The organism is Sulfitobacter sp. F26204, assembly GCF_026410305.1.
Taxonomy (GTDB): domain Bacteria; phylum Pseudomonadota; class Alphaproteobacteria; order Rhodobacterales; family Rhodobacteraceae; genus Sulfitobacter.
Genome location: NZ_JAPMLQ010000003.1, coordinates 221,188 through 235,103, shown reverse-complemented (window position 1 = coordinate 235,103; position 13,916 = coordinate 221,188). Strand labels below are relative to the sequence as shown.

Genomic DNA, 13,916 nt, shown 5'->3' with positions numbered 1-13,916 from the left:
GGCGCAATGGCCAGTTGTATTACAGATTTCTATCCGGGGGGATTTTGGGGTCGCCGTTGCAGGTATGGCCGATCAGTGAGAGGCTGATCTGGAGGGACCTTCTGCCGGACGGCGACCCAAAAATAATCAAGCGCTTCTGCGCTATGTCATAAACATGCCCCAATTGTGCCCCAATTGATAGCCCTGATTTCGCAACAATGGCTTAACAGTTGCGAAACAATCACTGATCCCAATTCGGCGCACGTTTTTCCAGAAATGCCTGAATGCCTTCGGAGGTATCACTGCGCATCATGTTTTGGACCATGATGTCGCCTGTGTAGTGATAGGCCTCTGCCGTTCCCATTTCGATTTGGGCATAAAATGCGTCTTTGCCGATTTTCACTGCGGCACCGAGTTTGCTGGCCACTAGGTTTGCAAGTGCTGCGGTTTCCTGCTCCAGATCCTCTTGCGGCACGCAGCGGTTTATCAGCCCCAAGTCCACCGCACGCCCGGCCCCGATGAACTCTCCTGTGGTCAACATCTCAAAGGCTTGTTTGCGCGGGATATTCCGGCTGAGGGCGACCATGGGGGTAGAGCAAAACAGGCCAATATTGACACCGTTTACACCAAATCGCGTGCCTTCCGCAGCAACCGCCATGTCACAGGTCGCCACCAATTGGCACCCGGCAGCAGTGGCAATGCCGTGCACCTGGGCAATGACCGGTTGAGGCAGAGAGCGAATGCGCGCCATAACGGTCGCACAGCGATCAAACAGGTCCTTGAAGGCAGCGGCACCACCATCCTCGGACTGCCGCATGGCGGTCATCTGGCGCAGGTCATGTCCAGCACAAAATGCCTTGCCTGCCCCGGACAGGGTAATAACCCGAGTTGCGGGGTCTTTGGCAAAGCTGTCCAATGTGGTTTGCAAGGCTGCCAACATCTCATCCGAAAGAGCATTCAACCGCTCCGGCGCATTCAACGTCAAATGGGCCACGGGGCCACGTTGCGTCACTTCAAGAATTGCCATCTTGCCACCTCTGCAGTTTCTGGGCCAACTCTAGGCCAAGCATACATGGGAGAACAAGTATGGCCGTGGTGATGAGTGCCGAGCAATTGAACACCTTCCTCGTTGAGGTCTTTGAACAGGTCGCAGATGATTTTCACGTCGACGAAGTTTCGGAGGGCAGGGTTGTGATGCGATTGTTGACTTCGGACAAACATTTGCGCCCCGGTGGCACCATCTCCGGTCCTGCGATGTTCGGGCTTGCAGATGTCGCGGCCTATGTCGTGACATTGGCGCATATCGGGCCCAAGGCCCTGGCGGTGACCACAAACTGTTCGATTGATTTCATGCGCAAGCCCGAAGCGGGTGTACCGCTGATCGCCGAAGCGCGTTTGTTAAAGTTGGGTAAGCAACTATCGGTCAGCGACGTCATGTTGTTTTCGGAAGGGATGAATATGCCGGTTGCCCGGGCCAGCCTGACCTATGCAATTCCGCCCAAATCCATGGGATGAAACGAAAAAGGGGCCGGAAAATTTCCGGCCCAGTTCAGAAGAGGTCTGGCGAACGCTACCGGGGAAGCTAGTCCCGCCAGAACACACGGAAAGACTCAGTCTTTGCCTCATCCGGTGTCAGTCCCACATCGCTTAACTGCCAAGGGGCGAGTTGCGACAATGCCAGCCGTGTACGGCGGCGTGTGGCCCATGTTGTCATGCAGACCGCAAATTTGACCGCCAGCTTGGCCACAATCGGTGCACCGGGCTGGGACAGGATGCCGAAAGCATCAGTCGGAATGGGCCTTGCGTGTGTCATGGGAAATCTCCTTGTCTCGATCTTGATGGTTGTATTGACACAATATAGCAAATTGCTACAATCAACTGATACGAAAAATGATACAAAGCCGCTAGGGGAATATTGTAATGGATACAATTTGGGTTCAAAGCGGCTTGCGTGATACCAAACCCAAGTACAAAGCAGTGGTCGCAATGATCCGTGATCAGATTGCAAGTGGCGGATTGACCGTTGGGGAAAAGTTGCCGCCAGTGCGGGATCTTGCCTGGAGATTGCAGATCACACCGGGTACTGTAGCGCGAGCCTATACGGTGTTGACAGACAGCGGTGTGCTTCATGCCGAAGTCGGGCGCGGTACATTTGTTTCAGACCCGACAACTACCGTGGATAGGGAAGCGGGCGAATTGCCGCTGAACCTCATCGAGATTGACACCATCGCCCACGATAGTCACCATGATTACAATGCGGTAAATCTTTTTTCACCCCATTTGCCAAATGGGGGGCAGGTCGAATTGATTCGTCATTTGCTGGCCGAAATCGCCCAGGAACCGCCTTCGGGGCTGATGCATTATCCATCGCGGCGCAGTGCAAGGCCGGCAAGGCTGGCCATGGCGCAATGGCTGAATGGTGCCCCCATCGGCCAATTCGATGAAAATGATGTTGTGCTGTCCCATGGGGGGCAAAACGCCATTCTACTGGTGTTCCAGACCATCTTGCGCGGCAAGCGGCCGGTGGTCTTTGTCGAGGACCTTGCCTATCCCGGATTTCGGCGTGCTGCAGAGTTGTTGCGCGCTGACATTGTACCAATTCCCTGTGACAGGGACGGCATCATTCCCGAGGCGCTGGCCTTTCAGGCCGAACGGCACCCGGAGGCGCAAGTGCTGTGTACCTCACCGGAAGTGCACAGTCCGACCTGCGGTTTCACACCAATGGAGCGGCGCCATGCGCTGGTTGAGGTGGCGCGTCGCGCTGACTTGCAAATTCTGGAAGACGATTGTTACCGTATGGGCCGCGCCGAGGGAGAGGGGTACCGTCAACTGGCACCAGAACGGGGCTGGTATGTAACGTCGCTGTCTAAATCTGTTACGCCTGCCTTGCGGATCGGATGTGCCATTGGTCCCAGAGGCATGTCAGCCGCGCTGCACCGCTCTGCTGAACATGGGTTCTTTGGGCTGGCCACCCCCATACTGGACCTGACGGCGGCTTTGCTGGCGCATCCGAAACTGCCAAGGATCATGGAGGTCTCGCGCCTGGGTGTTGAACGCTATGTCAAGGTTGCGGTGAATACCTTGGGTGGGTATGATTTGTTGTGGCGACGGGATGTGCCATTCTTCTGGCTTCAACTGCCGCAGGGCTGGCGGGCCACAGCCTTTTGTCAGGCAGCAGAAAAACAGGGTGTGCAGATCAGGGCCGCCGAAGAATTCGCCTGTCGCGATGCCCATAGCCCCCATGCGGTGCGCATGGCAGTGAATGGTGGTGTTTCCCTGAACAGTTTTGAAGCCGCAATGCTGCGGCTGCGCAAGTTGCTGGACAATCCGCCCGAAGAAATAGGTGTTTGAAGTGGGGTAATATATTACCTAATTTATAAGACATTGTTTTTCAATGATTAAATAGATGATATGGCGCTTGACGGTGCAGCCTGTGCGTTTATACCCCAGCCATCACGACTGGACAGGGGCTTAGTCTTCCTGTCACACAACAAACAGGACATTCCGATGAAAACCTTCTCAGCAACACCGGCTGACATCGACAAGAAATGGATCATCATTGACGCCGAAGGCGTCGTGCTGGGCCGTCTTGCGTCAATCGTCGCCACCCGCTTGCGTGGCAAGCACAAGCCCTCTTTCACGCCTCACATGGATTGTGGTGACAATGTCATCATCATCAATGCTGAAAAGGTCCAGATGACCGGCAACAAGCGTGACGAGAAATTCTACTGGCACACCGGCCACCCCGGCGGAATCAAGGAGCGCACCAAAGCGCAGATCCTCGATGGCAAGCATCCAGAGCGTATCGTGACCCAAGCGGTCAAGCGCATGCTGCCGGGCAACCGTTTGAGCCGCCAGATCATGACGAACATGCGTGTCTATGCCGGCGCAGAGCACCCGCATGAGGCGCAAAACCCAGAAGTTCTGGACGTCAAAGCCATGAACCCCAAAAACACGCGGAGTGCATGAACATGTCCGATGAAATCAACACACTCGAAGACCTTGCACAGGTGGCCGGCGTTGAGCCGACACCAGAAGTCGAGATGACACCCCGCGAGCCCGTTCGCGATGCGCTGGGTCGTTCCTATGCCACAGGCAAGCGCAAGGATGCGGTGGCCCGCGTCTGGATCAAGCCCGGTTCCGGCAAGGTTGTCGTAAACGGCAAGCCCCAGAATGAATATTTTGCGCGGCCGGTTCTGCAGATGATCCTCGCGCAGCCGTTCGGCATCACCAACACCGAAGGTCAGTTTGACGTCTTCGCCACTGTCAAGGGTGGCGGGTTGTCCGGACAGGCAGGGGCCGTCAAGCATGGGGTGTCCAAAGCGCTGCAGCTTTATGATCCCTCCCTGCGCGGTGCGCTGAAGGCCGCAGGTTTCCTTACCCGCGACAGCCGTGTAGTGGAACGCAAGAAATACGGTAAGGCCAAAGCGCGCAAGAGCTTCCAGTTCTCCAAGCGTTAAGTCTTGTTGTAACCATTTGGTAAAAGGGCCGTACCGGTGGGTGCGGCCCTTTTTATTTCACGCCACCTTGGGTGTGACCGACTGGGGGCTTGCCCCCAGACCCCCAGAGTTTATTTGCAAGATGAATTCAAACCGAAGAACCGAGATTGTCATGGTTTTTCATCCGGGAGTGAGGCGATGAAATATTCTGTTCTTGATCTGGCACCGGTCCCGGAAGGCCATGACGTGGCACAGGCCCTGCGCAATACGACTGACCTGGCGCAGCAGGCCGAGAAAATGGGGTTTCACCGTTACTGGATGGCGGAACATCACAATATGCCCGGGATAGCGAGTGCAGCCACCTCGGTTTTGATTGCCCATGTGGCAGCACATACATCTGTCATGCGGATCGGTGCCGGTGGAATCATGCTGCCCAATCATGCACCCTTGGCGATTGCGGAACAATTCGGCACCCTGGCCGCCCTCTATGGAGACCGGATTGATCTGGGGCTTGGACGCGCCCCTGGTGGTGATGGTGCCGTGTATCAGGCCCTGCGGCGTTCCGGGAGCGATGATTTTCCTGGCGATGTGGCTGAATTGATCGGCTATCTAGGGGACCCGCGTCCAGATGCACCAGTGCGTGCCCTGCCCGGAGAGGGCAGCCATGTGCCAGTCTGGATATTGGGATCGTCGCTTTATGGGGCGCAGCTTGCGGCGCATTTCGGTCTGCCCTATGCATTTGCCTCTCATTTTGCGCCTGATGCATTGGAAACGGCACGCGATCTGTACCGCAACAGATTTACAGCGTCCACGCATCTGAAGAAGCCACATTTCATGTTGGCGGCGCATGTTTTTGCCGCAGATACCGATGCCGAAGGGGCGTATTTACGCAGTTCCATGCAACAGGCCTTTGCCCGGATGCGTACAGGTACACGCGGTAAACTGCCCCGGCCGGTTGAGGATATTGACGCGGTGATCGGCGCAGAACTGCGCGTTTCAGTTGACCAGATGATGCGGGTGTCGGCGACGGGGAGTGCCAAAACCGTTCGGGTGCAGTTGCAAAAACTGATCGCACGGTATCAGCCGGATGAGATCATCCTGACCAGTCAAATTCATGACCATGCGGCACGGGTCAGATCATTGGGCATCGCGGCCGAGATCATGGGCGGACTCTAGGCGCAGATCTGCTCAGCCGGAGGCGCGGTTTTCCTGGTTGGCGGCGATGATGGGGGGGCATTGGACAGGTGGAACTGCAGGAACGGAGGCCGGCCAGAGCGATGCGCGCTTTTGTGACAGCATTTCAACAAAGGCGGAAGAAACCCACAGGTGCATGCAGTTGGCGCGTCCTGTTCTCAATCGTCGGGCTGAACCAGGCCGAGGCCGCGCAGATAGATGCCAATACCGCTTTCGAGCAGGTCTTCAGGCGGGAAGGGGGAGGCGCGACCAGGCGAATTGCGTGCAAAGAGTTCGACAACGCCATGGCTCATCGCCCATATGTGTGCACTGAACATCGAAGCCGGCGGGCGCCGGTCCTCTGGAATGTGCTGGCTGAGATCGGTGGCAGCCTTTTCCAGCACTGCATTGGCGCGGTTGACTTCCATCGCCAATTCCGGTGTCCGGTTGACGGAAATTCCACTTTCGAACATGGCGATATAGTGCCCTGGATATTTGCGGGCGAATGCGAGATAGGCACGGCCTGTCGCCTCAAAAGCCTTTAACGCCGACGGTTGGCCGGATTGGTAGGCATAATCCATCAGATCCGCAAAAATCTCGTACCCTTGTTGCGCCGCCTCGGCAATGAGCGCCTCGCGCCCGTCAAAATGCCGGTAGACAGCCGCAGGGGTTACGCCGGCCTGTTTGGCCGCTTCGGACAGGGTAAAGCCCATCGGGCCGCGCTGCTCGATCAATTGCAAGGCTGCATCGACCAAGGCCTGGCGCAGATTGCCGTGATGGTAGCCTTTCTTAGCCATCCCAGAGGTCCGGTCCGCCGCAGATGTCCCTGTCGATCTTGCCAATTGCACTGATGTCCTTGCGGTCATAGTCGAAAGTATGCAGCACGCTGCGGATCACGTTCAGACGGGCGCGGCGCTTGTCATCGGAACGCACGATGGTCCAGGGCGCATGGATGCTGTGGCTCTGGGCGAGTGTTTCGCTGATGGCGTTGCTATAGGCCTCCCATTTGCCGAGACCTTTGACATCGATGCTGCTGAGTTTCCATTGTTTGAGCGGATCGGATTCGCGCGCCAGCATCCGGCGCAGCTGCTCGGCGCGGCTGACGTTGAGCCAGAATTTGAAAACATGGATGCCATCATCCACCAACATTTGTTCAAAGGGTGACACCTGAGCAAAGAAATGTTTGCGTTGCTGGGGCGTGCAGAAGCCGAAGACATGTTCGACGACCCCGCGGTTGTACCACGAGCGGTCAAACAGAACGATCTCTCCTGCGGATGGTAAGTGGCTGATATATCGTTGAAAATACCATTCGCTCTGTTCCGCATCTGACGGTTTTGGCAGGGCGATGACATGGGCGGAGCGTGGGTTGAGGTTGGCCCGGAACCGGGCGATGGTACCCCCTTTGCCGGCAGCGTCACGTCCTTCGAAAACGCAGGCAATGCGGGTACCGCTGGAATGTGCCCATGACTGCAGCTTTACCAGTTCGATCTGCAGTTTCTCCATTTGCCGTTCGTATACCTTGCGCGCCAGACGCTCGGAATGCGGGTAATTTGAGGTGAGAATGTCGTCCTTATCCGCCCGCTTGATGGCGGCGCGGATTTCCCTGGGTGCATCGTTTTCGAAAAAGGCGCTGATCGCGCCGTCAAATGGCAGGTCCATGGAGTCTCCTGATCAGGTTGTGACATCTATATGGGATGTTAATCCGATTAACGCAAACCCGCACCTATTGCCGCACGATCAATTGCGGCCTCCACTGCCTCGGGGGCACTATGGTGCGGCATATGTCCCTGACCCTTGAGCACGGTCAGATTTCCCTGCGGCAGGTCATTCATCAATACGCTGGCATGGACCTGCATCGGAACGATCGTATCAAGGTCGCCGTGTACCGCTTCAACCGGCATGTTCAGGAGGTGGTATTCTTTTTGCATGTCGACAACCAATGGGCGCAGGCTGTCCACCTGCTGTGCATTGGCACGGATGCTTTCGCGGCGCAGTGTGAGGCCGGTACCGATATGCGCAGCATAGCCTTCGGGGGCTTCCTGCGGTGCAAAGATTGATGCGATGCTGCTGGCCACGACGGATCGCGGCACAAAAGCGGTGACAAGCGGTACGACAAGCGCACCGCCCAGTTTTGATCCGAAAACGGAATATGTCCAGCCCAGTTCACCTGGCCAGGGTTCCGAAACAGCGGAAACCAGCACAAGTGCCGCTGTATCTTCTGGACGGCTGAGCCCCCATGCAAGCGCGACGATACCTCCGAAGGAATGTCCAAGAACAATAGGGTTTTTCACGCCGAGTTGGTCGGCAGCGCCCTGCAACAGGCGCGCCTGTTCTTGTGGAGTCTCGGCTGCATTATGCCATGCCCCGCCGTGGCCCTTGGGGCGCGCGGTCCAGCCCAGACCGGGGCGGTCAAACAGGATCACACGGTAGCGGTCGGACAGCCGCTGCGCAAATCCCAGGGTGAATTCCCTGAGATTGCCGCTGGCTCCGTGGATCAGGATCAGATCGGGACCTGTGCCCATCACCAGGCTGTGCACGGATACGCCATCAACGGTGAGGATTTTGCCAACAGGTGGTGTCGCTGCGCGCGCGCTGGATTCGCGACCTCTGGCGCATATTTGCGTTAGGGCAATCGCAAGCGTGATCCCAATCAGCAGAACAATCACCACGCCCTTCATGTTATGACTGACCGATAGCAGTCAGATCAAATGGGGTGGTCTGGTATATCTCATTGATCCAGTTCCCATAAAGTAGATGCGCATGGCTGCGCCAGCGGTTGGTTGGTGGGCGCGAAGGATCATCTTCGGGATAATAATTGCAAGGCACATTAATCGGCGTGCCTGTGGCAACATCGCGGTCATATTCCTGTTTCAGCGTGTCACTGTCGTATTCGAAATGGTTAAAGACATAGAGAGCCCGATGTACTGGATCCTGGATCAAGCATGGACCGACTTCGTCACTGCCAAGCAGCGTGACAAGTCCGGGCTGCGCATCGACTTCTGCCTGACGAATTTCCGTCCAGCGCGATACCGGCATCACACATTCATCCGAAAACCCCCGCAGGTAAGGTGAAGACGGATCAAGGTTTCGATGTTTGAAACAGCCGAAGGCCTTTTTTTCCAGAATGTTCTTTGCGATGCCGTGGAAATGGTTGATCATCGCCATGCCGCCCCAGCAGACACCAAAGGTGGAATGCACATTGGTCTGGGTCCAGTTCATGACGCGGGTTAATTCCTGCCAATAATTCACCTCTTGAAACGGCATGTGTTCAATCGGTGCACCGGTAATGATCAATCCGTCAAACTTTTCATCCATCACCTCGGAAACGGGGCGGTAGAAACTCTCCATATGTTCAGCCGCAGTATTGCGCGTCTGATGGTCGGACATGCGCAACAATGTCAGTTCGATTTGCAAGGGCGTTGCGCCGATCAATCTGGCAAACTGGTTCTCGGTCTGGATCTTCTTGGGCATCAGATTGAGCAGCGCAATACGCAGCGGCCGGATGTCCTGTCTGGCGGCCACATCTTCGTCCAGCACCATTACACCTTCGCGCGTAAGCACGTCAAAGGCGGGCAGGGTGGAGGGCAGTTTGATGGGCATGGATTTTCGTCTTTCGTTAGGAGTGGGTTAGATAATGCCAGTGGCAATAGCTGCCAAGGGCGCCGGATTCAAGAAAGCGGCAGGCAGGGGTCATAGATCAAGGCGTGCCGCGATCAGATTGGTAAAATCCGCCTCTGAGTGCAGCGCGCTGATCTGGTCAGGTGTGATGGTGATGCCCCATTCTGACATCGCTTCGTATCGGGGCTGTCGATGCGCCAGGGCTTGGGCATAGGTCCAGCGCACAAAGGTATCAGGATCAACGTCATCCTCTGTGCAGTTGTTTTCGTTGAGGTATTCATGCCAGACTTGCAACAGGAACGCGGGTTGATAGGCCATCGGCTTGGGCGCACGATCAAAGCGGCGGATCAATTCCTGGGTATGGGCCTCATTGCCTTTGATCCAGACCAATAGGCATTCCTCAGCGAGGGTGGTTAACAAAGGATCTTCGGGGTTGTCTGCATCGACCCATTCACAAATCGACCCACCTGTATCGCAAATGAAGTGGTCATAGCCGTAAATCGCCTGTGCGCGGTTTGCGAAATGGGTTGTGTCGTTCAAGGCTGCAATCTCGGCTATGCGAAAGGCCTCCTGACGGCGGGCATATTCAGCCATTGCCATGCCCCCCTTTGCCGGATCACCGGGTTTGCCCAACCATGTGGCCACGGGCGACAGGTTTTCAAATGTGATGTTGGACGCAATGTAGATGCTGTCAGTCAGCAGCAACTCGCGCAGGAATGGCACTTTCATTGCTTCGGATTTTGCGTTGTCCACAATGGCTTCGCCAAGGTAGCGAGTGCCGATCCGATAATCTATCGAGTAGTGAAACCAGTTCCCGGAATCGCGCAGCAGTCCGGACAAATGAGTTTTCCCAAGGCCGGACATGCCAAAAACCAGCACTTTGCGGCGGGGCGCATTGCGCCATTCAGAAGCAGAAGAATACAGCATTGATCAAGGTCCGCACATCAGGGATTTCCCCCTATCTAACCTGCCCGGGGATCAGGCGCCAGATGCGCCCGTCCAGCACCAGCAGACCGAGGGCAAGCAGCGCAAATCCGCCATAGGCCGCGGTGCGCAGAGTTTCTTGCAAGAGGACAGCGCCCAGCACAATCGCAAAGGGTGGGATCAACAGTGTAACCAGCATCAGGTTGCCACTCCCTGCCATGGCCAGCACACGGTAATACAACAGATAGGCAAGACCGGTCGCGACCAGAGAATAATAACCGATCGCCAGCATCGTTTCGCTCTGAAGCCGAAGGGTGAGGGGCCCTTCGACCATCCAGGCCAACGGCAGCATGATCAGAGTTGACCCCGTCACCATTCCCGCGGCCGCCACCTGTGGCGGTTGGCCTCCGAGAAATTTGCGGGCCCAGACGCTGGCAAGCGCATAAGATATTGTACCACCAATAACCGCCAGTTGCGCCAGTGAACGCAGATCGAAATTTCGCAGGTTTTGCAAACCAATCGCTGTAGCGACGCCAGCAAAGCCCAGACAAACGCCGATGGCTTTGGGCCAGGTGACCCGTTCATCGGCAAAGAAAATGGCGGCGACGATGACGCCGAAAATTGCCGTGGCCGCGTTGAGGATGGAGGTCAGGCCGCTTTCGATATGCAATTGTCCCCAGGCCATCAGGCCAAAGGGGATCACGTTGTTGAGCACCCCCATGCCAAGAAAACCGAACCAGACCTTCGGCTCACGCGGCAGGGGCAATCGCATGATCCAAACGATGGTCCATAATGCCAACGCAGCCCAACCAACGCGATGTGCCACAGCGGTCAGCGGACCCACTTCATCCAGTGCGATACGGATCGAAACGAAAGACGCGCCCCAGATTGCGGCAAGCAAAAGCATTTCAGCCCAAGCGCGGGTAGATATGGATTTTTGTATGTTCATGCCACCGAACTAACGATGATGAGCAAACCCACGACCCGTTTCATGCGGATTTGCGTGTCTCGACCCAGATATTAAGGTAATTGCCCGCAAAAATGATCACGGCTCCGACAAAAACCCAGATGTCGATGACCTCGTTATAAAGCAACATTGCAGCGACAGCGACGATAGGCAGACGGGCAAAGTCGATTGGGGCAACCACGGTCGCGGGCGCTATGGTGAGGGCCTTGGTAATGCAGAAATGTGCAAGCAACCCGCAACAGGCCACCAGCGCCAGCCATGGCAGGGCGATCAATGTCGGCAGGGCGATGTCACCATCATACCCGGCTGTAATCACACCGAAGACAAGTTGAAAGAATGTCAGGTAGAACATGATCGCCGTGATCGTTTCCGTCCGTGTTAGACGTTTGGTGAAAACATAGGTCAGTGCAAAGAAGATGGCGCAGGTGGCCGCGGCAGCGATACCGCTATTCATCCCTGCCATATCGGGACGTGCAACAATCAGGATACCGACAAAGCCCATGATCGCTGCGAGGGCACGGATCCGGGTCAGGCGTTCACCCAACAAAAACGGCGACAGGACGATGACCCAGAGCGGCGAAGTGAATTCAAGAGCAAAAACCTGCGCAAGCGGGATCATCGTGACGGCGTAGAACCACAGGTTTTGCCCGGTAAAATGAAAAATGTTGCGAATGAAATGCGTACGCAGCGCGACAGTGGTAATTTGACGGTGGCTGCCAGTGGCAAAGGCCAGCGTCATTACCACAAGCAATCCAAAGGCCGAGCGATACATCATGATTTCGAAGGTGTCGAAACCTGCGCTCAACTCGCGCCCGGCAATGGCCATGGCGGTAAAACTGGACACCGCGCCCAACATCCACAAAGCCGCAACCAAGGTCGTGCTCATGGATAGCCCTTGATTTGGTAGTTACGTTCAATTCCATTGGTTTGCACTGCCCAATCGGACTGCGCTGCGCGGCTTTGATGCAGTTCAAAAGCAGCCTTGTCAGTGAATTCTTCGATGACGTTCCAGATCAAGGGATCATCGGTTGCCGTGACGTCGAACGACACGCAGCCTGCTTCAGCCCGCGTCAGTTGGATATGGCTGTCCAGTGCCGCACGCACGCGGGCGGCTTCGGCTTCGGTTGCACAGCGTAAAACGCCACTCAGCGTCACTCCCATTCGATGGTTCCCGGAGGTTTTGAGGTAATGTCGAGGGTAACGCGGTTAATACCGGGGACTTCGTTGATGATGCGTGTCGCTGTTTCGCCCAGAAATTCATGCGTGAACGGATAATAATCTGCTGTCATGCCATCGACAGAGGTGACAGCCCGCAAGGCGCAAGCAAAGTCATAGGTGCGCCCGTCGCCCATCACGCCAACCGTGCGCACGGGCAGGATGGCAACAAAGGCCTGCCAGATTTCGTCGTACAGCCCGTGCTTGCGGATCTGGTCGATGTAGACGGCATCGGCCTCGCGCAGAATATCGAGCTTCTGACGGGTGATTTCCCCCGGGCAGCGGATGGCAAGGCCGGGTCCGGGAAAGGGATGGCGGCCAATGAAAGACTTGGGCAGGCCGAGTTCGACACCCAAGGCCCTGACCTCGTCCTTGAATAACTCGCGCAGCGGTTCGACAAGTTTCAGGCCCATCTTTTCAGGCAGGCCCCCGACATTATGGTGCGATTTGATCGTCACCGAAGGCCCGCCGGAAAAGCTGACTGATTCGATGACATCGGGATAGAGCGTGCCCTGGGCAAGAAACCTGGCGTCGCCGACTTCGGTTGCATGTTTCTGAAATACGTCGACAAACAGTTTCCCGATGATCTTGCGCTTGGTTTCCGGGTCTGAAACGCCGTCGAGTTCGCCCAGGAACAATTCTTTTTCGTCGGCATGGATCAGGGGCATGTTATAATGGTCGCGGAACATGGTGACGACTTCTTCGGCCTCTCCCTTGCGCAACAAACCGTGATCCACGAAGACGCAGGTAAGCTGATCACCGATCGCTTCATGAATCAGCACCGCCGCGACCGAGGAATCGACTCCGCCGGACAGGCCACAGATCACCTTTTCATCGCCGACCTGTGCGCGAATGGCGGCAATCGCTTCCTCTCGGTAGGCGCTCATCGTCCAGTCGCCTTTAAACCCTGCAAGGCGTACGAAATTCTCGTACAGCTTTGCACCATTGGGCGTGTGGTGCACTTCGGGGTGAAACTGCACAGCATAGAAGTCCCGATCGGTGTCGGCAGTAATCGCAAAGGGCGCATTTGGCGAGGTGCCAAACACCTTGAAGCCGGGGGCGATCTTGCTGACATGGTCACCGTGGCTCATCCAGACCTGTTCGCGATCTGTCGTGAACCAGCCCTGCAGCAGGTCCAGTTTTTCCGCTTCGGGGGTCACAAAGGCGCGACCGAATTCTGCGGTTTTATGTCCGCGTTCGACCTTGCCACCCAGCATTTCCATCATCACCTGTTGGCCGTAGCAGATGCCCAAAACAGGCACATCCAACTCGAAAACCTTTTCCGGCGGGCGTGGCGCACCTTCGGCAAAAACTGACGCGGGTCCACCGGACAGGATCACCGCCTTGGGATTGAAAGCTGCAAGAAATGCCTCATCCACCGCACTGAAGGGATGAATTTCGCAAAAGACATGCAGTTCGCGCAAGCGGCGCGCAATAAGTTGAGTGACCTGGCTGCCAAAGTCGATGATCAGCAGGCGGTCGTGGTCGGTGGGGGCGATTGATATTGTCATGATGACTGATTATGTGGGGTTGGCGCGGGTGGCAAGTGCCCGTTTGGGCTGGCTGGTGAACAAGGTTGCATGGCCAGGCGGTGCGCAGGC

The 13,916-nt window shown here is 56.3% G+C and carries 16 protein-coding genes; 5 read left to right on the top strand and 11 right to left on the bottom strand.

Annotated features, from left to right (window positions below; genetic code table 11):
* Nucleotides 1-220 precede the first annotated feature (220 nt).
* Nucleotides 221-1,006, bottom strand: a complete 786-nt coding sequence (locus tag OS190_RS10035; protein WP_267158551.1) for an enoyl-CoA hydratase — start codon at nucleotides 1,004-1,006, stop codon at nucleotides 221-223.
* Nucleotides 1,007-1,065: 59 nt separating this feature from the next.
* Here OS190_RS10035 and OS190_RS10030 point away from each other — a divergent pair, with 59 nt between their 5' ends.
* A complete protein-coding gene (locus tag OS190_RS10030) occupies nucleotides 1,066-1,494 on the top strand; it encodes a PaaI family thioesterase (protein ID WP_267158550.1) in 429 nt (142 codons plus the stop codon).
* A 67-nt stretch (nucleotides 1,495-1,561) separates the two neighbouring features.
* Here OS190_RS10030 and OS190_RS10025 read toward each other — a convergent pair whose 3' ends face one another.
* Entirely contained in the window at nucleotides 1,562-1,792 is a 231-nt protein-coding gene (locus OS190_RS10025; protein ID WP_267158549.1) for a DUF1127 domain-containing protein, read from the bottom strand.
* Nucleotides 1,793-1,899: 107 nt separating this feature from the next.
* Between OS190_RS10025 and OS190_RS10020 the strand changes: the two genes are divergently transcribed.
* The 4 genes from OS190_RS10020 to OS190_RS10005 all read left to right on the top strand — a co-directional run bounded on the left by OS190_RS10020 (nucleotide 1,900) and on the right by OS190_RS10005 (nucleotide 5,594).
* The gene (locus tag OS190_RS10020) at nucleotides 1,900-3,330 is read left to right on the top strand and encodes an aminotransferase-like domain-containing protein (RefSeq protein ID WP_267158548.1); all 1,431 of its coding nucleotides are present in this window, start codon (nucleotides 1,900-1,902) and stop codon (nucleotides 3,328-3,330) included.
* Between the two features lie 156 nt (nucleotides 3,331-3,486).
* Nucleotides 3,487-3,948 (top strand): 50S ribosomal protein L13, encoded by a 462-nt coding sequence (rplM, locus tag OS190_RS10015; protein WP_267158547.1) that lies wholly within the window; start codon nucleotides 3,487-3,489, stop codon nucleotides 3,946-3,948.
* 2 nt (nucleotides 3,949-3,950) lie between these two features.
* Nucleotides 3,951-4,439 carry a 30S ribosomal protein S9 gene (gene rpsI, locus OS190_RS10010; protein ID WP_267158546.1) on the top strand — a complete coding sequence of 163 codons (489 nt, stop codon included), beginning with the start codon at nucleotides 3,951-3,953 and terminating at the stop codon, nucleotides 4,437-4,439.
* A gap of 177 nt (nucleotides 4,440-4,616) precedes the next feature.
* Entirely contained in the window at nucleotides 4,617-5,594 is a 978-nt protein-coding gene (locus tag OS190_RS10005; protein WP_267158545.1) for an LLM class flavin-dependent oxidoreductase, read from the top strand.
* 176 nt (nucleotides 5,595-5,770) lie between these two features.
* Here OS190_RS10005 and OS190_RS10000 read toward each other — a convergent pair whose 3' ends face one another.
* The 9 genes from OS190_RS10000 to guaA form a co-directional block, all read right to left on the bottom strand.
* The gene (locus OS190_RS10000) at nucleotides 5,771-6,388 is read right to left on the bottom strand and encodes a TetR/AcrR family transcriptional regulator (protein WP_267158544.1); all 618 of its coding nucleotides are present in this window, start codon (nucleotides 6,386-6,388) and stop codon (nucleotides 5,771-5,773) included.
* A complete protein-coding gene (gene ppk2 / locus OS190_RS09995; protein ID WP_267158543.1) occupies nucleotides 6,381-7,250 on the bottom strand; it encodes a polyphosphate kinase 2 in 870 nt (289 codons plus the stop codon). Before ppk2 ends, OS190_RS10000 begins: the two co-directional genes overlap by 8 nt.
* A gap of 47 nt (nucleotides 7,251-7,297) precedes the next feature.
* Nucleotides 7,298-8,269 (bottom strand): alpha/beta fold hydrolase, encoded by a 972-nt coding sequence (locus tag OS190_RS09990; protein ID WP_267158542.1) that lies wholly within the window; start codon nucleotides 8,267-8,269, stop codon nucleotides 7,298-7,300.
* A 1-nt stretch (nucleotide 8,270) separates the two neighbouring features.
* Nucleotides 8,271-9,191, bottom strand: coding sequence for a homoserine O-acetyltransferase MetA (gene metA, locus OS190_RS09985; protein ID WP_267158541.1), 921 nt, complete (start codon nucleotides 9,189-9,191; stop codon nucleotides 8,271-8,273).
* Between the two features lie 90 nt (nucleotides 9,192-9,281).
* Nucleotides 9,282-10,136, bottom strand: coding sequence for an ATPase (locus OS190_RS09980; RefSeq protein ID WP_267158540.1), 855 nt, complete (start codon nucleotides 10,134-10,136; stop codon nucleotides 9,282-9,284).
* A gap of 31 nt (nucleotides 10,137-10,167) precedes the next feature.
* Nucleotides 10,168-11,082: a DMT family transporter gene (locus tag OS190_RS09975; protein WP_267158539.1), complete on the bottom strand. Its 915-nt coding sequence runs from the start codon at nucleotides 11,080-11,082 to the stop codon at nucleotides 10,168-10,170.
* Between the two features lie 40 nt (nucleotides 11,083-11,122).
* Nucleotides 11,123-11,986 (bottom strand): DMT family transporter, encoded by an 864-nt coding sequence (locus OS190_RS09970; protein WP_267158538.1) that lies wholly within the window; start codon nucleotides 11,984-11,986, stop codon nucleotides 11,123-11,125.
* Complete coding sequence (locus OS190_RS09965; protein ID WP_267158537.1) at nucleotides 11,983-12,261, bottom strand: putative quinol monooxygenase; 279 nt, start codon at nucleotides 12,259-12,261, stop codon at nucleotides 11,983-11,985. The genes OS190_RS09970 and OS190_RS09965 overlap by 4 nt, the downstream gene beginning before the upstream one ends.
* On the bottom strand, nucleotides 12,252-13,826 hold the full coding sequence (gene guaA / locus OS190_RS09960; RefSeq protein WP_267158536.1) for a glutamine-hydrolyzing GMP synthase: 1,575 nt from the start codon (nucleotides 13,824-13,826) through the stop codon (nucleotides 12,252-12,254). Before guaA ends, OS190_RS09965 begins: the two co-directional genes overlap by 10 nt.
* Between the last annotated feature and the right edge of the window lie 90 nt (nucleotides 13,827-13,916).